We start from the raw sequence: 19,715 nt of genomic DNA, 5'->3' as shown, positions 1-19,715 counted from the left end.
GGGTTTCCATCGTCCCGTGAACCGACGCCCGGTGGCGCCAGTCGAAATAGTCCTGCGTCGTCAACGTGAGGCTTCGTCGACCCCGCCGATTCGGGCTGGATCGGGCTCCCCGGTCGCCGCGGCGGCGCCCTCGAAGGAGCGTAGCCGACGCCAACGCGACAGGCAGCCGGCGGCTCCGGCTCCTGCGACGAGCGCAGCGTGTATCACATGATCCCGACCTAAGGCCATGTCCAATTCATCTTCGGACAGGTCGTCGATGATCGGTATCCTTGACATGGCCTCACCGTGACGCCGGTACAAGGCCGAAGCGATCTTGCGCCGCCCATCCGCGCTGCCCTCGGCGGCGTGGATCACCGCCACCGCGCCGGGCTGGCCACCGATCGCCGCCTCGACCTTCGAGAAGCCCGCCACGATGCAGCCCGCCTTGTTGGCGAGCGCGATCGCCTGCCGCAGATCCGCGCGGAGCCCGGCGGCGATTCGATCCGGAAGATCGGGATCGGCCGGAGCCGGCCCCTTGAAGGCCCGGGAGAACAGGTTCTTGCGAACGGCGGTGGCGACTGCGTCCCGCCGCGCGCTGACCCAGGCGCCGCGACCGGGAAGCCGGGCCCGCAGGTCGGGCACGACGTGTCCGTCCGGCCCGCGCACGAACCGGATCATCGCGTCCGGCGCCTGAGCGACGCGCGTGACGATGCAGGTCCGTTCGGGCGCGCGGCCGCCGGGGCCGGCATCGAGCCCCCCGGCTTCCGGTCCGCCCTCGGGCAGGATCGTCTCGACTTCGCTCACCGCGCCTCCGCCGCCGCCGTCCGCTCAGGCCTCGGCCTGGGCGGGGGTGGCCTCATCGCTTTCGGCACCCTCTTCGGCGCCCTCTTCAGCCTCCGGCTCCGGCAGGGCCTCGATCCAGCCGGCCTTCAGGCGGGCGGCCATGATCAGGCCCTCCGCCTCGGTGCGGGAGAGATCGAACCCATCGAGGTAGCCGGCGTGACGCACGGCCTCGGGGCCGCGGCCCTCCGTATAACCCACGAGGTCGTCGGTGGCGCAGCCCGCCAGATCCTCGACACTCTTCACATCGTTCTCGCCGAGCGCCACCATCATGGCCGTGGTGATACCCTCGATCTCGCGCAGATCGTCGGAGACACCGAGTTCAGTGCGACGGGCGTCGTGCGCCTGCTCGATCCGGGCGAGGTGATCCTGGGCGCGGGCCTGGATCTCGGCGCCGGTCTCCTCGTCGAGCCCCTGGATGCCGGACAGCTCCTGGGTATCGACGTAGGCGATCTCCTCGACGTTGCGGAAGCCCTCCGCTGCGAGCAGCTGGCCGACGGTCTCGTCGACGTCGAGCGCCTCCATGAACACCTGGGTCCGCTCGGCGAACTCCTTCTGGCGGCGCTCCGACTCCTCGGCCTCGGTCAGGATGTCGATGTCCCAGCCGGTGAGCTGCGAGGCCAGACGCACGTTCTGGCCGCGGCGGCCGATCGCCAGCGACAGCTGGTCGTCCGGCACCACCACCTCGATGCGGTCGGCCTCCTCGTCGAGCACCACCTTCACCACCTCGGCGGGCTGGAGGGCGTTGACGATGAAGGTCGCCTCGTCCTCCGACCACGGGATGATGTCGATCTTCTCGCCCTGGAGTTCGCCGACGACGGCCTGCACGCGCGAGCCGCGCATGCCGACGCAGGCGCCGACCGGATCGATGCTGCCGTCGCGGGAGATTACCGCGATCTTGGCGCGGGAGCCCGGATCGCGGGCGACCGCCTTCACCTCGACGATGCCGTCGTAGATCTCGGGCACTTCCTGGCCGAACAGCTTGGCCATGAACTGGGGATGCGAGCGCGACAGGAAGATCTGCGGGCCGCGGACTTCGGAGCGCACGTCGAACAAGTAGGAGCGGATGCGGTCGCCCGGGCGGAAGGTCTCGCGCGGGATCATCTCGTCCCGGCGCACGATGCCCTCGCCGCGGCCGAGATCGACGATCACGTTACCGTACTCGACGCGCTTCACGATGCCGTTGAGAATCTCGCCGATGCGGTCCTTGTACTCGTCGAACTGGCGGGCGCGCTCGGCGTCGCGCACCTTCTGGACGATGACCTGCTTGGCCGACTGGGCAGCGACGCGCCCGAAATCGAAGGGCGGCAGGGTATCGGAGATCACGTCGCCGACCAACGCGCCGGGGTTGTAGCGGCGGGCCTGATCCAGGGTGATCTCGCGGGCGTCGTTCTCCACCTCGTCGACCACCAGGAGGTGGCGCGAAAGGCGGAGCGCCCCGGTCTTGGGGTCGATCTCGGCGTGAACGTCCGTCTCGGCGCCGTAGCGGGAGCGGGCGGCCTTGGCGATCGCCTCCTCCATCGCGTCGATCACGATGGAACGGTCGATCACCTTCTCGCGGGCGACCGCGTCGGCGATCTGGAGGAGTTCGAGCCTGTTGGCGCTGACGACGGCCATCGGTTTCGGTCCTTCTCTTCCGTCAAACTTTTTTGGGCCGGCCGCGGGGCGGTCGATGCCCGTGTCTCAGTGCAGCGAGTCGCGGTCCTTGAGCCGGGACGCCTTGGACACCACCGGCTTCCTGGGACCGGTCCGCGCCGGTTTCTGGGGCTTGGCCGCGGGACTGGCCTTCTTCGGCCCCTGCGGGCGGAAGGCGTGGCGCGCGGGCGCCGCCTGCTCCTCGGCCGGCGCGTCGTCCTCGGACTCATCGGCAGCGTCTTCGGCGGGCGGGCCGCCGCGGCGGAGCGACTCGCGGATCAGCTCGTCGGTCAGGACGAGATGAGCCTCGGCGAGGGTCTTGAGCGGCAGCTCGATGCGGCTCGGCAGCCCTTCCTTCACGTCGGGCAGGTCGATCGGGACGATCTGCCGGTCGAGATCCGGCGCGCCGAGGATGCCGCGGAAGCGCTTGCGCCCGTCCAGCGGCGGGCTCAGCTCAACCTTGGCCTCGTAACCTTCCCAGCGGGCGAAGTCCGAGACCCGCACCAGCGGTCGGTCGATCCCCGGCGAGGACACTTCGAGGTTGTAGGCCCCGCCGACCGGATCGTCGACGTCGAGGAGCGGGGAGATCGTGCGGCTCACCGTCTCGCAATCCGCGATGGTGAAGGTGCCGTCCGGCCGCTCGACCATGATCTGCACGGTGCAGCCGTTGATGTTGGACATCTTCACCCGGACCAGCCGGAAGCCGAGGCCCTGGAGCGGCCCCTCAATCACCTGCGCGACGCGCGCAGCGACGCCCGTCTCTCGGACGAGGCGCTTCTCGGACAGATCCGCTTCGATCTCGGACGACATGTGTGGTGGTGAACACCCTTCGCGGCGTTCTGCGTGGCCCGTCCGCGGCATGCGGCGAAAAAAAAGAGCGGACCCGGTGGGGCCCACTCCCGAACCGCAGCCTCTCGACTGCCATCAGAACTGTTGACGGCTAGATAGCGACCCTTCGTCGGAAGCGCAAGACGGATCCGGCGCACCCCGCAGCCTGGTTCTTCCCAATCTGGGCCTCATCCTGAGGTGCCGGAGCGAAAGCGGAGGCCTCGAAGGAGCCCTCCAGCAGGCCGCAGCGATCCCTGGAGCCCTCCTTCGAGGCTCGCTGCGCTCGCACCTCAGGATGAGGGGAATGGTTTGGAAGTGTGCTGCTTTCAGGCGCCTCAGCCGTTACGCGGCACCCGCCCCTCCAGCGGATAGGCCGGATCGTTGTAGCCCGGCGTCGTCGGGTGCCCGGCGGCCACGAACCCGTCCACCAATGCCTCGTCCTCCGGGGTGAAGGCGTAGTCGAGGGCGCCGAGGTACTCCTGCCACTGCGCCTCCGTCCGCGGGCCGGCGATGACGCCGGTGATGAGGCGGTTGTTCAGCACCCAGGCGGTGGCGAACTGGCCGGCCGTGATGCCACGGGCCTCGGCGTGCTCCTTGAGCGTGCGGGCAATACGAAGCGATTCCGGCCGCCACTCGGTCTGCATCATCCGCGTGTCCTGCCGCCCGGCGCGGGATTCGGCAGGCGGCGGGGCGTCGGGATCGTACTTGCCGGTGAGCACGCCGCGGGCGAGCGGCGAGTACGGCACGACGCCGAGGCCGAAATGCGCGCAGGCCGGCAGGTGCTCGGTCTCGGGCATGCGATTGAAGGCATTGTAGTAGGGCTGGCTCACCACCGGCCGGTCGATGCCGAGTTCGTCGCAGAGCCGGCAGATCTCGGCGACCCGCCAGGAGCGATGGTTCGAGACGCCGAAATGGCGGATCTTGCCCGCCCGCACGAGGTCGGCCATCGCGCGCACCGTCTCAGCCAGCGGCGTATCGTGGTCTTCCCTGTGTAGGTAGTAGATGTCGATGAAGTCGGTGCCGAGCCGGCGCAGGCTGTCCTCGGCGGCCTTCATCACGTGGACGCGCGACAGGCCGCGGTCGTTGACACCGGGGCCTGTCGGGTTGGCGACCTTGGTGGCCAGGATCCAGGCGTTGCGCTCCGCCTTGATGGCCCGGCCGGTGATCTCCTCCGAGCGCCCATCCGTGTAGACGTTGGCCGTGTCGATGAAGTTGACCCCCGCCTCCCGGGCGCTGGCGACGATGCGGCCCGCGGTGGCCTCATCGGTGGGGCCGCCGAACATCATCGTGCCGAGGCAGATCGGCGAGACCTTGAGGCCGGAGCGGCCGAGCGTGCGATACTGCATGGGATCCATCCGGTGTCCGTCGCCCCGCTATCTTGCCGCAGGGCGGCCGAGGTCAACCACACAGCTTAACCCGTCCCTGTAACCGCCAGGTCCCCGCGGCGAACCGACCCGTAACGGCACCGACACCCGAAGACAGCCGTTTCCGGGTGCCTGTTCGCGCTCCCTCCCCCGCCTCAAGCCCCGTTCGCGACGCATGATCGACCGCTTGGCCGGCTCCCTCGGCATCCCCCTCCCTTGGCTCGACCGCGTCGGGCGCCTCTCCTGGCTGAAGCTCGCGGTGTTCGCGGGCTGCGTCGCGCCGGCACTCTACCTCGCCGCCGCCTACCGGCTCGACGCGCTGGGCGCGAAGCCGATCACCGCGCTGATCCACGCCACCGGCGAGTGGGCGGTGCGCTTCCTGCTGTTCTCCCTGGCGATCTCGCCGCTGCGCCGCATCGCCGACTGGCCGAAGGTCATCGGCGTCCGGCGCATGCTCGGCATCACCGTGATGGCCTACGCGGTGGCCCACCTCACCCTCTACGCGGTCGATCAGAACCTGATCCTGACCAAGGTGATCTCGGAGATCGCGCTGCGGCTCTATCTGACGATCGGCTTCGTGGCGCTGATCGGCCTGATCGCCTTAGGGCTGACCTCGACCGACGCGGCCGTGCGCAACCTGGGGCCGAACTGGCACCGGCTGCACCGGCTCGTCTACACGATCGCGGTGCTGGCGCTCGTCCACTACTTCCTGCAGTCGAAGATCGACGTCACCGATCCGGTCTTCTCGGCCGGATTGTTCCTGCTGCTGATGGGCTGGCGGGTGATGCAGCGGTTCAAGTGGCCGGAGCGGCCGTGGTCGCTGCTTCTCTTGGCGATCCTCGCCGGGCTGGCCACCGCGGGGCTGGAGGCGGCGTGGTACGGGCTCGCCAGTGGCGTCCCGGCGAACCTCGTGCTCGCCGCCAACCTGGATTTTTCTGGCCCAATCCGTCCGGCTTGGTGGGTGCTGGCGATCGGCCTTGTGCTGCCGGCAATGGCCCTCGTGCGGGGCGCGCGGGCGACGCGCCAACCGGCAGGCGGACGGGTGGCGTCCCCGGCCCGCCGGCCCGCACCCAAGGAAGCCTTGCCGGAACCCTTGTCGCCGCAGGCCTGATGCCGCAAACCCGCGGCCGGCCCCCGCCATCGACGGTCCGGGCCGCAGCGGAACTTGTCAGGACGCCATGCGCGGCACCCTTCTCCTCATCGCGAGCCTGCTCGTACCCGGCGCCGCTCAGGCGGCCCCGAATGGGACCCCACCAGCCGCCGCGAAGCCCGCCAAGGCAGCACCGGCCGCCCCTCCTGCGGCAGCCGCGCCGGCGGCCGTAACCTGCACCCCGCCCGAGCCACCGCCGGCCTCCGCGCGGCCGACCAAGCCCGCGCTTCCGGACAAGCCCGCGTGCCTCGACACTAAGGAGGGCTGCCCGGGCTGGGAGGCCTACAGCTACAACGACGCGATCAAGGCCTATAACCTGCAGGCACAGGCCTTCCGGCCGATCGCGGAGGCGTACCTGCAGAAGCTCAACGCCTACGTGAAGGCGAGCGGCGAGTACGCACAGTGCGAAGTGAACGCGATGCAGAAGTAGAGCATCATCCCGAAAGGTGGCCGCCGGCTTTCGGAACACGATGATGCAAGATCGTAGACCGGGAGCGTCGTGCCGGTTCCGGGACGACGCTCCCGGCTGAACGGCGGCCAACACGGCACCCAGGGGTCGGTTCAGATGCCTGGGCGCAATCTCCGGTGATGATGGCCGCGATCCCCGCGCGCCGGATCACGCCGAGGCCCACCGTGCCCGCCCGTCGTTTCCCCATCCGCACCGGATTGCTCGCCCTGCTTCTCGCCGCCGGCCCGGCGCTGGCCGCCGATTTCGATGGCCCCTATCCGCCGCCCCATGGCTACGGTGGCCCGCCGCCGGAGGAGCTGGAGCACCGGCCCCCGCCTCCCCCGCCCCCGCGCGCCGAACCTGAGTTCCATCGGCCGCGCTTCACCGCGGCGCCCCCCGAGGCGTGCCGGGAATTCGTCCGGCGTCGGTTCGATCCGGACGGCGCGCCGGTCGTGCGCCGGGTGCGGGTCTGCGACGAGCCGGGCTTCGATCGCGGCCCGCCTCCGCCGCCTCCGCCCCCAGAGGATGGTCCGCCCCGCCGCTGGGGCGGGCCGCGCTGGGACGGCCCGCGCTGGTAGGGCGCGCCGACCCGCTCAGATGCGGGCGGGCGCCTTCTTGAGGGCGGCCGCGAAGGCCTTGAGCTGGCGGTTCAGATCCGCCAGCTCGTTCAGCGCGATGGTCTTGTGACCGTCGCGGACCGCGCGCTCGATATCCTCGACCTGCGAGGCGACGAGGCGGCGGATGGCGTCGGCAACATGCTGTCGGTTCATCGTTTCGAGCGTCTCGTGCAAGCGTCCTGGCGGGCCTCAACGGACGGCCGGGGCGCGGCCGTCAACACGAGTCGGTGATAGGTCGGTAGGCTTAACCGTTGGTGTCCGGGCCCACCGCTACGCACATCTGAACCTAGGATCTTGAACCTAATCAGAGTTGCATGAGCAGGGTCGACGGCATTCGGACACCGACCGGGTTGGCAAGCGCGACCGGCCCCCTCTCCCATGCGGGAGAGGGTTGGGGTGAGGGATGAGAACTCCCAGGATTGATCGCGCCGTGGATGCGCGTACCGATTGCGCCACGTTCTGAAAGTTCTCGTCCCTCACCCTGTCCCGCGCGGGAGAGGGGACCCGCGCCGCATTCGGCGGCGATCACTTTACTGGCGGGTACCGTGAGGGGGTCCATGCATCGTTGCCTAAACCCTTGGCCAGGCGCAGATTTTGGTCGCAAACCGGCGACCACTCTTGCGAAAGTTAATCACCGGCGCTCCCGCATCTCGCTGCGCCGCATCGGCATCGCGTCGATGGTGGCAAACAGCCGCTGGGGCGGGATCGGGGTCGCAGCAGTGAGCTTGGCGCCCCCGTCCTTGCCGACGAGGACGGCCCGGAAGCTGTCGTCGGGCAGCCCGAGCGCGGTGCGCAGTGCACGCGCCTCGGCGCCGGAGCCCACCGCCTCCAGCACCACCAGATCGCGCTCGGCGACGCCGCCGCGGACCGGCCCAAGGGCGGCGCGCTGGGCCTTGAGCTGCGCGTCCGCGGCGTCCGGCGCCGACAGGACCAGCACGCGGGCGCGATCCCGATAGGTATCGAGGGGTGCGGCAGAGGCGGTCGCGGTCAGGGCCGCCAATCCAAGGCCGAGGGCCGTCCCGCGCATATCGTGCCTCCGACTGAGAAGACCGGACAACGCGCGATCCGCCCGAGAGATCGCTCCTGAGAACGCCTGACGCCGTTGCGGGTGCCGGCCAGCGCCCCAGATCGGGGCAGGCAGCCAGTCTCCGGGAGTTTGTCCATGACCGCCATGAACCGCCGCATCGTCCTGGCCTCGCGCCCGCACGGCGAGCCGCGCCCCGAGAACTTTCGCCTGGAGGAGGTTCCGGTGCCGCAGCCAGGCCCCAGCCAGGTCCTGCTGCGCACCCGCTGGCTGTCGCTCGATCCCTACATGCGCGGCCGGATGAGCGACGCGAAGTCCTATGCGGCGCCCGTCGAGATCGGCGCGCCGATCACCGCCGAGACGGTGGGCGAGGTCGTGGCCTCGAACCATCCGGACTACGCCGTCGGCGACCTGCTCACCGCCTTCGCGGGCTGGCAGGCGTATTTCGTGACCGACGGCAAGGGTTCGCGCCGGGTCGATCCGACCGCCGCGCCGCCCTCGACGGCCTTGGGCGTCCTCGGGATGCCGGGCATGACTGCCTATACCGGCCTGCTCAACATCGGCCGGCCTAAGGCCGGCGAGACCGTGGTGGTCGCGGCCGCCGCGGGGCCGGTGGGCTCCCTCGTCGGGCAGATCGCCAAGCTGAAGGGCGCCCGCGCGGTCGGGATCGCGGGCGGGCCGGACAAGTGCCGCTATCTCACGGAGGAACTCGGCTTCGACGCTGCCGTCGACCATCGCGGCGACGACCTGCCGGGGGCCCTGGCTGCCGCCTGCCCGAAGGGCATCGACGTCTATTTCGAGAATGTCGGCGGCGCGGTCTTCGCCGCCGTGATGCCGCTGCTCAACCCCTTCGCGCGGATCCCGGTCTGCGGCCTCGTCTCGGCCTACAATGCCACCGAGGTCCCGTCCGGCCCCGACCGCCTGCCGGGCCTGATGCGCTCGGTGCTGACGAACCGCCTGCACATCCAGGGTTTCATCGTCTGGGATTTCGCCGACCAGGCCGAGACGTTTCGCCATGAGGTCGGCGCCTGGATCCGGGACGGCCGCGTTCGCTACCGCGAGGACGTCGTCGAGGGCCTGGAGAAGGCGCCGGAGGCGTTCATCGGCCTGTTGAAAGGTCGCAATTTCGGCAAGCTGGTCGTGCGCGTCTCCTGACGGCGGCTTGCTGCCGGTTCGGAACAGATATAGAACATACAGATCCGTCGGCGCTGCGGAAAGCGGGCACAAGCCCGCACCGCAGGTTGCCGCCCCGGAGGCCCGGGCGCATGGTTCGCGCGCCGCCGGGCCCATGCCCTGTGAGATCCGTACGATAAGGAGAGAGCGATGGCGGGCAGCGTCAACAAGGTGATTTTGGTGGGCAATCTCGGGCGCGATCCCGAGATGCGCCGCCTCGGCTCGGGCGATCCGGTGTGCAACCTGCGGATCGCCACCTCGGAGTCGTGGAAGGACAAGGCGAGCGGCGAGCGCAAGGAAAAGACCGAGTGGCACTCGGTCGTGATCTACAACGACAATCTCGCCCGCGTCGCCGAGCAGTACCTGCGCAAGGGCTCGAAGGTCTACATCGAGGGCCAGCTCCAGACCCGAAAGTGGACCGACAATTCCGGCGTCGAGAAGTACACGACCGAGGTGGTGCTCCAGCGCTTCCGCGGTGAGATGACGATCCTCGACGGGCGTGGCGGCGGTGGCGGCGGCGACTTCGCCGGCGAGGACGAGGGCGGCGGGCAGATCAGCCGCGGCGGCGACTTCGGCGGTGGCCGGGGTGGCGACCGCGGCGGTGATTTCGGTGGCGGCCGCGCCCAGGGTGGCGAGCGCCGTCCGGCCCCGGCCGCCTCGGGCGGTGGCGGTGGCAGCCGCGGCTACGACCTCGACGACGACATCCCGTTCTAGGATCGCCTGTCCCGGCTCCACGACCTTGAAACCCGCCGCCGCCGCGCGGCGGGTTTTTCGTTGTCGAACGCAAGCCGGGTTGCCCTTCAGGCGCGCAAGGATCCGGCAGTCGCCGCCGCGCGATGTCGAAACAGCCGGAGCAGGCCGAAACCGATGAGGCCCGTCGCCCCAGCCAGTATGACGGCTGGGCGGACGCCCGTGCGCACCGCAGCGCGGTCGAGCGCCACCTCCACGGCCCCCGCGATATTGGCAGCCAGCGGCACGACCTGGGTGTCGAGGAACACTTTCGGTGCCGAAGGGCCGGAGGGCTTCTTCAGCAAGTAATCCCGGCCAACGCTCAAACTAACCTCCGTTAAGTTTCACTTATTCTCGCGAACAAAGCTCCAAGCCCGCGGTTTCGACAGTGAACGCTGCAATGCAGCAGGTGTATCCCTGACTGCACCGGCCCGGAGACAATCCCTTGGACAAGCCCGAATTCAAGCCGTACCGCCTGCCCTCCGGCGGATGGGGCTCCGCCCGCTCGGTCGGGACCATCCTGAAGCGCGAGGGCGTGCTGGCGAGCGGGCCGATCGTGCTAAGCCGGCACAACAAGGTCGATGGCTACCAGTGCAACAGCTGCGCCTGGGTGAAGCCGGCCAGCCCGCTGCCCTTCGAGTTCTGCGAGAACGGCGCGAAGGCCGTGGCCTGGGAACTCACCGCCCACCGTTGCACGCCGGACTTCTTCGCGACCCACACGGTCAAGGAGTTGCTCGACTGGGACGATTACCAGCTGGAGCAGACCGGCCGCCTCACGCACCCGCTCCGCTACGATGTGGCGACCGACCGATACGTCCCGGTCTCCTGGGGCCACGCGGTCGATGAGATCGCGCGCGAGCTGCGGGCCGTGGAGGACCGGAAAAAGGGCGCGGTCTTCTACAGCTCGGGCCGCCTGTCGAACGAGGCGAGCTACCTCTACCAGCTCTTCGCCCGGCTCTACGGCAACAACAACCTGCCGGACTCGTCCAACATGTGCCACGAGACGACCTCGGTGGCCCTGCCGGTCAGCATCGGCCAGGCGGTCGGATCCGTGACGCTCGACGATTTCGCCAAGTCCGACTGCATCATGTTCTTCGGCCAGAACCCCGGCAGCAACGCGCCGCGGATGCTGCATCCGCTGCAGGAGGCAAGCCGGCGCGGCGTCCCGATCATCACCTACAACCCCCTGCGCGAGCGCGGGCTGGAGCGGTTCCTGAACCCGCAATCGCCCGCTGAGATGCTCAGCGGCAAGGCGACCCGGATCAGCTCGCAGTACCATCAGGTCAAGGCCGGGGGTGACCTCGCGGCCATCGCCGGCATCTGCAAGGCGGTGCTGACCGCCCACGATGCCGCCAAGGCCGAGGGCGGATCCGTCCTCGATGAGGCTTTCATCCGCGACAACACCAGCGGCTTCGAGACCTTCGCCGATTGGCTGCGCGCCCAGGACTGGGACGAGCTCGAGCGCCGCTCGGGCCTGCACCGGGCCGACATGGAATCCACCGCCCACGTCTACAGCAAGTCCCGGGCGGTGATCGGCGTCTACGGCATGGGGTTGACCCAGCACCGGGCCGGTGTCGAGACCGTACAGATGCTGGTCAACCTCTTGCTGATGCGCGGCAATATCGGCCGCGACGGGGCCGGGATCTGCCCGATCCGGGGCCACTCCAACGTGCAGGGGCAGCGCACGATGGGGATCACCGAGAAGCCCGAACTGTTCGATCTCGACCGGCTGGGGGCGCAATTCCAGTTCGAGCCCCCGCGCGAGGCCGGCTACAACACGGTGGAAGCCTGCGAGGCGATCCTGCGGGACGAGGTCCAGGCCTTCTTCATGCTGGGCGGCAACTTCGCGCGCGCCATCCCCGATCACGGCCAGATGGAGCCGGCATGGCGCCGCCAGCGGCTCACCGTGAACGTCATCACCAAGCTCAACCGCACCGCCCTGCTGCCCGGGACGATCAGCTATATCCTGCCGGTGATCAGCCGCCTGGAGATCGTCGAGACCTCCAAGGGCCAGCAGGCGCTCTCGATGGAAGACACCTCGGCCTGCGTGCACGGCAACCGCGGGATACGACGCCCGGCCTCGCCGCACCTGATCGGCGAGGTCCGGCTGATCTGCGAGCTGGCGCAGCGGGTGCTCGAGCCCAACCCGCGGGTGCGCTGGGATCTCTACAGCGAGGATTATGCCGAGATCCGGAAGGAGATCGGCGAGACGCTGCCGGAGTCGTTCTGGGATTACGAGCGGCGGATGTGGGAACCGGGCGGCTTCCAGCGCGACCTGCCGGCGAACCGGCGGGAATGGCGGACGGAATCGGGCCGGGCCACCTACGTCACGCCGACCGGCCTCGATGAGGATGCCGACATGCCCGACGTGGGGCACGACGTCCTGCGCCTGATGACGCTACGCAGCAACGACCAGTTCAACACCACGGTCTACGGCTATTACGACCGGTTCCGGGGCATCAAGAACACCCGGAAGGTGGTCCTGATGAACCGTTCCGACATCGACCGACTCGGACTCAAGATCGGGCAGCCCGTGACCCTGCGGACGGTGGCCCATGACGGCGTCGACCGGAAGCTCTCCGGCTTGCTGGTCGTGGCCTACGACATCCCGATCGGCTGCCTCGGCGGCTACTACCCGGAATGCAACGTCCTGATGCCGATCTGGCACTACGCGATCGGCAGCAAGACACCCGCTGCCAAGACGGTCCCGGTCACGGTCCACGCCGACAGCGACCAGGTGCTGGCGCCGGAGCTGGAATACGCCACGGGCTGAGCCGGGGGCGCTCAGAACATCGGTATGCCACCGGTCACCGGCACCAGGGCGCCCGACATGTAGCTGCCCTCGCGGGAGGCCAGCAGGACATAGGCCGGAGCCAGCTCGGCCGGCTGGCCGGCGCGGCCGAGGGGCGTCTGGGCGCCGAGCTCTTCCAGTTGCTCGGGGCTCTTCACGATCGGCTGGATCGGCGTCCAGACCGGCCCGGGCGCGACGCAGTTCACGCGGATCCCCTTGGGGGCGAGCAGGTTCGACAGGCCGATGGTCAGGCTCGCAATGGCGCCCTTGGTGGCCGCGTAGATCAGCATGCTCGAATCGGCGACCTTGGCCTGCGCGCTCGTGCTGTTCACGATCGCGCCGCCCGGCTTCATGTGCGGCACTGCTGCCTGGGCGAGGTAATACATCGCGAAGACGTTGGCGCGGAACGAGCCTTCGATGTCGGTGGCCTTCAGGTCGTCGAGACCGTCATTGACCACCTGCGCGGCGGCGTTGTTCACCAGGATGTCGAGGCGGCCGAAGGTCTCGACGGTGCGCGTCACGAGGTCCCGGCAATGGGCCTCATCGCGGAGATCGCCCGGCAGCAGCAGGCAGCGGCGTCCGGCCCTCTCGATCCAGGCCTTCGTGTCCTCGGCATCCTCCTGCTCGGCTTCGAGATAGGAGATCGCCACGTCGGCGCCTTCGCGGGCATAGGCGATCGCCACCGCCCGACCGATGCCGGAATCGCCGCCGGTGATCAGCGCGGCCTGGCCGGTGAGCAGGCCCTTGCCGACATAGCTCGCCTCGCCGTGGTCCGGGCGCGGGGTCATCTTCGTGGTCAGGCCCGGACGGGGCTGCTGCTGGTCACCCGGGAAGGGCGGACGTGGGCCAGCCTCGCGCGGATCCTGAGTCATCTGTGCGGCTCCTCGGCGGATAAGATCACTTGGATCTAGGGCCGCCCGGAGCGAACCGCCTGCGCCCGGCCGTCACAGCCGCGCGCAGGTCGTTTGCCCGCTTAGAAAGCCCGGCCGCGGGTCGCGTGCGGCTTGCCGTAGCGATTGCGAAGGAACGAAACGACTCGGGGGAGGAGGAAGGCGATCAGGATCTTGCGCATCGGGTCACCTCGCGTCACGGCATCGTGAGCGGGCAATGCCCGGTCCTGGCTGCGGTTCCGCCCGCGCCGCAGGATCAGAGCGCCAGCGTCAATGTGACCGGCGCGTGGTCGGAGGGACGCTCCCAGCCGCGGGCGTCGCGCAGCACCTCGACCTTGCGGACCGTGCCGGCAAGATCGGGTGAGACCCAGAGATGGTCGAGGCGTCGGCCCTTGTCGGCGGCCGCCCAATCGGGGGAGCGGTAGCTCCACCACGTGTAGATCTTTTCCGGCTCCGGGGTGAGGTGGCGTGCCGTATCGATCCAGCCGGCCTCGCCGCGCAGGATCTCCAGCGCCTCGGTCTCCACCGGCGTGTGGCTCACCACGTCGAGGAGCTGCTTGTGCGACCAGACGTCGTGCTCCAGCGGCGCGACGTTGAGATCGCCCATCAGGATCGCCGGGCCCGAGACGCGCTTGCCGCCCCAGGCGCGCAGCTCGGCCAGGAAATCGAGCTTGTGGCCGAATTTCGGATTGAGGTCGCGGTCCGGCACGTCGCCGCCGGCCGGCACGTAGAAATCGTGCAGCACGATCCCCGCGGCGGCGCCCGCCTCCGGCCCGAGCACCGCCGAGATGTGGCGGGCGTCCGGCCGCTCGCAGAAGCCCATGACGGTGCGCGTGTGCAGGGGAAAGCGCGAGAGGATCGCGACGCCGTTATAGCCCTTCTGGCCGGCGAACATCACGTGCTCGTAGCCGGAGCCGCGCAGGGCCTTCAGCGGGAAGGCGTCGTCCGGACACTTGGTCTCCTGGAGGCAGAGCACGTCCGGCTTCTGCTCGGCGAGGAAGCGCAGCACGAGGTCGATGCGCAGGCGCACCGAGTTGATGTTCCAGGTGGTGACGGTGAGCTGCACGGGCGGCGCGGGGGTTCGGCGGGCGGTGCGCTCCGATAGCCGATTTCGCCGCCCGCGACAGTCCGCTCAACCGCCCGTGAGGCAAAAGGCCGTGCGTGCGCGGCCGACAGGCGCTATGCCCGGCCCCTGCCCTGACCCGGGCCCCTCCGTCGAGGCCCTGCCATGGCGCAAGCCCGCTCGCTTCTGTTCGCCGCCTACTGGGCCGCCTGGACGACCCTGTTCCTCCTGCCCCTGGTGATCTTTCTCCTGTCCGGATCCCCCCAGCGGCCGATCCGCCGGGCGACGCGGCTGTGGGCGCACGGGATCCTGGCCGGGCTGCGGCGCATCGTCGGGCTACGCTACGTCGAGGAGGGCCGCCAGCACCTGCCGGACGAGCCCTGCCTGATCGTCGCCAACCACCAATCCACCTGGGAGACGCTGGCCTTCCTCGTGCTGGTGCCGGACGTGGCGATCGTCGCCAAGCGGGAGCTTCTGGCGATCCCGGTGGTCGGCTGGTTCCTGCGGCGCTCGCCGATGATCGTCATCGACCGCGGCAACGGCACCCAGGCCCTGCGCACCATGATCGACGAGGGCCGCGCCGCCGTGGCGGCCGGGCGGTCGGTGCTGATCTTCCCCGAGGGGACCCGCGGCGGCATCGCCGCACCGCTGCGCTTCAAGCGCGGGGTTGAGCTGCTCTACGGCCGGCTCGGCCTACCGGTGGTTCCGGTGGCGCTCAATTCCGGGCTGTTCTGGCCGGGCGGTACGGCGACCCGGCCCGGCACGGTGGTGGTGAGCTACCTCGCCGCCCTCGCTCCGGGGCTGCCGGCCGCCGAGTTCCTGCGCGGCACCGAGGGCGCGATCGATCGGGAGCTGAACCGGTGGCGGTCCGGCGGCGCGGCGGGGCTCGGCACACCTTAGGGTCAAACCCGATCAGATTGCGCATGAGGCCGCTGCTTTCGACCCAACCCAGCCATTCGATGCGACTTCTGATGCGCCATAAAGCGGTCACTCAGATCAGATCGCTGCGGACGGCAAGCCGCTCTCCACGGCTTGAGCCTTCGGTGAGGCCGACTTGGTCGAGATAGCCCTGCAGCTCACCGAGATGGGCAGCCGCAACGATCGCGCCGATGTATCCATCAGGACGCACCAGCACCCAGGCTCCTTCTCCGATCCCGTAGGCTTTGCGAAAGTGCCCATGCGTATCGATCAGGTCCCCGTGGGAACTGACGCGGTGGATGTGCAGCCCGTGTCGCGGGGCCGGGGTGGCGCGGTCCGTCATGAACCCGATCAGGGTCCAGTGCGGACCGTTCAAAAGGTCGAATACGCGCACACCCTGCCCAGCAGCACCCGTCAACGGCGCGTCCGGTGCGCGATCACCCGCGAGGATGCCGCGGTGGCGCGCGGGAGCCTCGAAGGCCAGAGAGGAGGTCGAATAAGCAAGGTCGAGTTGCTGGACCTCGCGACCCCGGCGCATGTCGCCGCGCTTGGCCGCTTCAAGCAGCCCCGTGGACAGCCCCAGCATCTCTGCCGCGATTGGCCGACGCTCCTCTTCATAGGTGTTCAGCAAGGCATCAGGCGCGCCCGCCAGCACCGCCGCCAGCTTCCAGCCGAGGTTGTGGGCGTCCTGCACGCTCGTGTTCAGCCCCTGTCCGCCCGTCGGTGGATGGATGTGCGCAGCGTCTCCAATCAGAAAGACGCGACCCGTGCGGTAACTATCGGCTAGCCGCGCATTCATAGCGTAGGCAGAGGCCCACGGCACGTCGTGCACCACGACGTCGAACCCGGTTGCGATGCGGGCTGTGATGAACGCCTGCAAGCCCGCGACGGAAAGGTCCGGCTCGCCCTCGGCGGAGATCGGGGCCTGCAACTGGAACAGCTCCGTTCCAGCCAGCGGGCACAGCGCCAACTGGCGGGCCATATCGCCCTCGTTGAAACGATGCCAGATCGTGCGGTCGAGCCCGGATAGGAGGAGGTCAGCGACCACGGCGCGCACGCCGAGCGTCTTGCCGGGAAACTCGGTGCCCAGAGCATGGCGCACGAAGCTGCGGCCTCCGTCAGCGCCCACGAGGTAGCGCGCTCGGATCGTGTGCTCGGCACTCTGATCGATCACGTTGGCTGTAACGCCCTTACCATCTTGGTCGAAGCCAGTCAGGGCGCAGCCGTAGTGCGGCTGGCGTCCGAGTTCGGCCAAACGCTCACGCATCACCTGCTCGGTGCGCCCCTGCATCACCATCAGCGGAACACAGTATGGCTCGTCAGGCGTGGGCTTCGCCTCGCTAAACATCGCCTCGTCCGCGTAGCTGCCATCCGGGCTGTAGGTCCGCTGGTTGGGATAATGGCCGCCAACAGCCGCGATGCGATCGACGAAGCCGAGATCCTCGAAGACTTCGAGCGTGCGAGGTTGGATGCCCTTGCCGCGCGAGCCGCCGAACGGGGTTTGCGCCTTCTCCACGAGGTGGAAGCTGATGCCGCGCCGGGCCAGATCGATGGCAAGCGTCAGGCCCGCTGCTCCGGCCCCGCAGATCAGAACGTCGGTGCTGGATGCGTTTGTCACGACCGCTCCTTTATGTGTATGATGCACATAAAGGAGCGAGGCCGCAGCGATGTCAACAAAAAAGGTGCAAAATGCACATATTGGTCCGCAGATCTGCCAGTTGCATGCGGCGCTTCTGGAGATCGTGGCGGTGATGAACCGTCCGCAGCGCGACGAAGCGATGGTGCGCGCGGCGGGCATTCCCCTCGACCGAGCGCTGTTCCCTTTGCTCGTCGTCATCGAGCGACGCGGTCCCATTGGCGTCGTGGACCTCGCAGACCGGATCGGCCGGGACTACACGACGGTCAGCCGGCAGGTCGCCAAACTCGATGAAATTGGACTGGTGCGCCGACAAGCAGGCGCAGCGGACGGGCGGGTGCGCGAGGCGGTGATAACGCCAGAAGGTAAGGCTATGACGGATGCGATCGACGCCGCCCGGGAGCGGATGGGCGCGGCAATCTTCTCGGACTGGGAGCCGCACGATCTGGCGGAGTTGGTGCGGCTGATGAGTAAGTTCTCTGACAGCCTGACCGCCATTCCAGAATGACGAAAAGAACGATGCTGTGATCAGCGCGATCAACCGTCGTTCTATAAGGACTGAGGTCGCGCACGGAGGCGGAGCAACGTCTGCTCTAGCGGTTTAAACGCCCGGAAGCTGACTGGCAGAAAACCACCCATCGCGGACATTCCCATGACCAAACCGATTGAGTTCAGGCCCTTAGAACATCCTGCCTATTGCTGCTGCGACTGCTGGATCTGCTGCTGCATCGCCTTGTCCTCGGCACGCCCGTAATTGATGAAGAACAGGCTGCCGTCGACGCTCTTGCCCTTCTGCAGGTTCGAGAGCGTCACCGTGGTGATGTAGCCCTGCGGATCGGTGATCCGCCACTGCGACAGCGTCTTCACCTCGGGATCGAAGAACAGCTGGATCTTCGAGGTGCCGCCCAGGGTCGCGCGATCCTCCAGGCTGATGCGCACGCCGGTCGGGTCGTTGGCCACATCGGTCACGGTGAGGTCGCGGGCGAGGTCGATCTTCTCGCGCAGCAGGAATTTCAGCGGCGTCTGGGCGATGAAGTAGAGATCCTGGGTGTTGAGCTTGCGGTCGCGCACCGCCACCGAGGTGCCGTCCGCCACCACCTCCAGCGGCGAGGGCTGGTCGTAATCGAAGCGCAGGCGGCCGGGCTTGGCGAGCGTCAGCTTGCCGCCGATCCGGCGCCCGTCGGCGCCGATCTGCATGAAGCTGCCGGTCAGCGTAGTGATCCCGTTGAAATAGGCGTTGGCCTGGGCCAGCACGGTGGCGGCATCCGCCGGCTCGGCGGGGGCGACCGCCGCCGGCGCGCCCATGGCCGCGACCTTCGGCTCGGGCGCCTTGTGCTCGGCCTTCTCGGCGGCCTTCGCGGATTTGGTGCCCACCTTCGCGTCCTTGGCGGCGTCCTTCTTGGGCGCGGCCTTCTTGGGTGCTGGTGCGGCCGGGGCGGCCTCCGGCTGCGGGGCCGGCTCCTCCTTGTGGCCGAACAGGCTGTCGATGAAGGCGCCGACCTGCGCCTCGGCCGGGTTGGCGGTCGCGAGCCACAGCCCGGCGGCGAACACGGAGCCGGCTGTGCGGATGCGGCGGCCGATCATCGGCAGAATCTCCTGGGGCACCGCGGGCAAGCTCCGGCGGCGTGGTAGAGGTGGGCGGGCGGCTGCGGTCGCCTTGCCGTCTCCTCGTCTTTGCGAGCGGAGCGAAGCGATCCAGGTGCGCCACGATATCGAACCGCGCGCTGCCCTGGGTTGCTTCGTTCCGCTCGCAAAGACGGGGCGGGTTTTGCAGCCCCCAGTTAGAACCCCGCCCTGTGGCGAAGATGCGACGTCCGGGCCGCCGCGCAGGACGGCGGCCCGGGCAGCGTCTCACTCGTCGTCGTACATCCCGGCCGAGCTGTGCGGCACGCCGGCGACCAGGATCTCGCGCTTGCCGGCATGGTTGGCCGGGCCGACGATGCCCTCGATCTCCATCCGCTCCATGATCGAGGCGGCGCGGTTGTAGCCGATCTGCAGGCGGCGCTGGATGTAGCTGGTCGAGGCCTTCTCGTCGCGCAGCACCACCTCGATGGCCTGCTTGTAGAGGTCGTCGGACTCGCCCCCCGTCGCCGCCGCGAAGGCGCCGATATCGAACACCGGAGCCTCCTCGGCTGGCTCGTCGGACCGCTCGGCCTTGTCGGCGGCGGCCTTGCCCCGGCCACGACCGCTCTCCTTCACCGGCTCCTCGGGCGAATCGTCCGCCGTGACGGCGTCGAGGTAGCTGGGGCGGCCCTGGCGCTTGAGATGCGCCACGACGGTCTCGACCTCGCTGTCCGAGCAGAACGGCCCGTGCACGCGCGTCGTGCGCCCGCCGCCGGCCATGAACAGCATGTCGCCTTGTCCCAGCAGCTGCTCCGCGCCCATCTCGCCCAGGATCGTGCGGCTATCGATCTTGCTGGTCACCTGGAAGCTGATCCGGGTCGGGAAGTTCGCCTTGATCGTGCCGGTGATCACGTCGACCGAAGGCCGCTGCGTCGCCATGATCAGGTGGATGCCCGCTGCCCGCGCCATCTGGGCCAGACGCTGGATCGCGCCCTCGATGTCCTTGCCGGCCACCATCATCAGGTCGGCCATCTCGTCGACCACGATCACGATGTAGGGCAGCGGCG

The 19,715-nt window shown here is 68.9% G+C and carries 21 protein-coding genes; 9 read left to right on the top strand and 12 right to left on the bottom strand.

The features are described 5' to 3' along the window. Window positions 1–60 precede the first annotated feature (60 nt). The 4 genes from BLQ49_RS19205 to BLQ49_RS19190 form a co-directional block, all read right to left on the bottom strand. A complete protein-coding gene (locus BLQ49_RS19205; RefSeq protein WP_091718584.1) occupies window positions 61–783 on the bottom strand; it encodes an RNA-binding protein in 723 nt (240 codons plus the stop codon). 24 nt (window positions 784–807) lie between these two features. Continuing rightward, the gene (nusA, locus tag BLQ49_RS19200) at window positions 808–2,436 is read right to left on the bottom strand and encodes a transcription termination factor NusA (RefSeq protein WP_091718582.1); all 1,629 of its coding nucleotides are present in this window, start codon (window positions 2,434–2,436) and stop codon (window positions 808–810) included. 66 nt (window positions 2,437–2,502) lie between these two features. After that, window positions 2,503–3,264, bottom strand: a complete 762-nt coding sequence (gene rimP / locus BLQ49_RS19195) for a ribosome maturation factor RimP (RefSeq protein WP_091718580.1) — start codon at window positions 3,262–3,264, stop codon at window positions 2,503–2,505. A gap of 353 nt (window positions 3,265–3,617) precedes the next feature. Beyond that, window positions 3,618–4,628, bottom strand: a complete 1,011-nt coding sequence (locus BLQ49_RS19190) for an aldo/keto reductase (protein WP_091718898.1) — start codon at window positions 4,626–4,628, stop codon at window positions 3,618–3,620. Between the two features lie 193 nt (window positions 4,629–4,821). Here BLQ49_RS19190 and BLQ49_RS19185 point away from each other — a divergent pair, with 193 nt between their 5' ends. The 3 genes from BLQ49_RS19185 (at window position 4,822) to BLQ49_RS19175 (ending at window position 6,822) form a co-directional block, all read left to right on the top strand. Beyond that, window positions 4,822–5,757, top strand: coding sequence for a protein-methionine-sulfoxide reductase heme-binding subunit MsrQ (locus tag BLQ49_RS19185; RefSeq protein WP_091718578.1), 936 nt, complete (start codon window positions 4,822–4,824; stop codon window positions 5,755–5,757). A 67-nt stretch (window positions 5,758–5,824) separates the two neighbouring features. Continuing rightward, window positions 5,825–6,226 carry a hypothetical protein gene (locus tag BLQ49_RS19180; protein WP_091718576.1) on the top strand — a complete coding sequence of 134 codons (402 nt, stop codon included), beginning with the start codon at window positions 5,825–5,827 and terminating at the stop codon, window positions 6,224–6,226. A 203-nt stretch (window positions 6,227–6,429) separates the two neighbouring features. After that, entirely contained in the window at window positions 6,430–6,822 is a 393-nt protein-coding gene (locus BLQ49_RS19175; protein WP_143012287.1) for a hypothetical protein, read from the top strand. Between the two features lie 15 nt (window positions 6,823–6,837). On the opposite strand, the gene BLQ49_RS29785 is transcribed toward BLQ49_RS19175, so the two are convergent. Further along, the gene (locus tag BLQ49_RS29785) at window positions 6,838–7,014 is read right to left on the bottom strand and encodes a hypothetical protein (RefSeq protein WP_167627738.1); all 177 of its coding nucleotides are present in this window, start codon (window positions 7,012–7,014) and stop codon (window positions 6,838–6,840) included. A gap of 328 nt (window positions 7,015–7,342) precedes the next feature. On the opposite strand from BLQ49_RS29785, the gene BLQ49_RS30895 reads away from it, so the two are divergent. After that, window positions 7,343–7,492, top strand: a complete 150-nt coding sequence (locus tag BLQ49_RS30895; protein WP_091718896.1) for a hypothetical protein — start codon at window positions 7,343–7,345, stop codon at window positions 7,490–7,492. Here BLQ49_RS30895 and BLQ49_RS19165 read toward each other — a convergent pair whose 3' ends face one another. Beyond that, window positions 7,493–7,888: a DUF4174 domain-containing protein gene (locus BLQ49_RS19165; protein ID WP_091718571.1), complete on the bottom strand. Its 396-nt coding sequence runs from the start codon at window positions 7,886–7,888 to the stop codon at window positions 7,493–7,495. A 135-nt stretch (window positions 7,889–8,023) separates the two neighbouring features. Here BLQ49_RS19165 and BLQ49_RS19160 point away from each other — a divergent pair, with 135 nt between their 5' ends. After that, the gene (locus BLQ49_RS19160; RefSeq protein ID WP_091718568.1) at window positions 8,024–9,040 is read left to right on the top strand and encodes an NADP-dependent oxidoreductase; all 1,017 of its coding nucleotides are present in this window, start codon (window positions 8,024–8,026) and stop codon (window positions 9,038–9,040) included. Window positions 9,041–9,208: 168 nt separating this feature from the next. After that, window positions 9,209–9,772 (top strand): single-stranded DNA-binding protein, encoded by a 564-nt coding sequence (ssb, locus tag BLQ49_RS19155; protein ID WP_091718566.1) that lies wholly within the window; start codon window positions 9,209–9,211, stop codon window positions 9,770–9,772. An 86-nt stretch (window positions 9,773–9,858) separates the two neighbouring features. Here the strand turns inward: ssb and BLQ49_RS19150 are convergent, their stop codons facing one another. Beyond that, window positions 9,859–10,092, bottom strand: a complete 234-nt coding sequence (locus BLQ49_RS19150; protein WP_244507680.1) for a hypothetical protein — start codon at window positions 10,090–10,092, stop codon at window positions 9,859–9,861. 140 nt (window positions 10,093–10,232) lie between these two features. Between BLQ49_RS19150 and BLQ49_RS19145 the strand changes: the two genes are divergently transcribed. After that, window positions 10,233–12,560: an FdhF/YdeP family oxidoreductase gene (locus BLQ49_RS19145; protein ID WP_091718562.1), complete on the top strand. Its 2,328-nt coding sequence runs from the start codon at window positions 10,233–10,235 to the stop codon at window positions 12,558–12,560. Between the two features lie 11 nt (window positions 12,561–12,571). Here BLQ49_RS19145 and BLQ49_RS19140 read toward each other — a convergent pair whose 3' ends face one another. Next, entirely contained in the window at window positions 12,572–13,450 is an 879-nt protein-coding gene (locus BLQ49_RS19140; RefSeq protein WP_091718560.1) for an SDR family oxidoreductase, read from the bottom strand. A 274-nt stretch (window positions 13,451–13,724) separates the two neighbouring features. Then, entirely contained in the window at window positions 13,725–14,534 is an 810-nt protein-coding gene (gene xth, locus BLQ49_RS19135; RefSeq protein ID WP_091718558.1) for an exodeoxyribonuclease III, read from the bottom strand. Window positions 14,535–14,696: 162 nt separating this feature from the next. On the opposite strand from xth, the gene BLQ49_RS19130 reads away from it, so the two are divergent. Next, complete coding sequence (locus tag BLQ49_RS19130; RefSeq protein WP_091718556.1) at window positions 14,697–15,431, top strand: lysophospholipid acyltransferase family protein; 735 nt, start codon at window positions 14,697–14,699, stop codon at window positions 15,429–15,431. Between the two features lie 91 nt (window positions 15,432–15,522). Here the strand turns inward: BLQ49_RS19130 and BLQ49_RS19125 are convergent, their stop codons facing one another. Next, a complete protein-coding gene (locus tag BLQ49_RS19125) occupies window positions 15,523–17,067 on the bottom strand; it encodes an FAD-dependent oxidoreductase (RefSeq protein WP_091718553.1) in 1,545 nt (514 codons plus the stop codon). Window positions 17,068–17,116: 49 nt separating this feature from the next. Here BLQ49_RS19125 and BLQ49_RS19120 point away from each other — a divergent pair, with 49 nt between their 5' ends. Next, window positions 17,117–17,593 (top strand): MarR family winged helix-turn-helix transcriptional regulator, encoded by a 477-nt coding sequence (locus BLQ49_RS19120; protein ID WP_091718551.1) that lies wholly within the window; start codon window positions 17,117–17,119, stop codon window positions 17,591–17,593. Window positions 17,594–17,778: 185 nt separating this feature from the next. Here BLQ49_RS19120 and BLQ49_RS19115 read toward each other — a convergent pair whose 3' ends face one another. Continuing rightward, a complete protein-coding gene (locus tag BLQ49_RS19115; protein WP_091718549.1) occupies window positions 17,779–18,669 on the bottom strand; it encodes a LolA family protein in 891 nt (296 codons plus the stop codon). Between the two features lie 267 nt (window positions 18,670–18,936). Beyond that, window positions 18,937–19,715, bottom strand: a 779-nt coding sequence (locus BLQ49_RS30410; RefSeq protein ID WP_280140989.1) for a DNA translocase FtsK, incomplete at its 5' end; no start/stop codon positions are given.

It is taken from the genome of Methylobacterium phyllostachyos, assembly GCF_900103445.1.
Lineage (GTDB): Bacteria > Pseudomonadota > Alphaproteobacteria > Rhizobiales > Beijerinckiaceae > Methylobacterium > Methylobacterium phyllostachyos.
The sequence above is the reverse complement of the archived record's forward strand: the minus strand, read 5'-3'. Positions and strand labels throughout refer to the sequence as shown.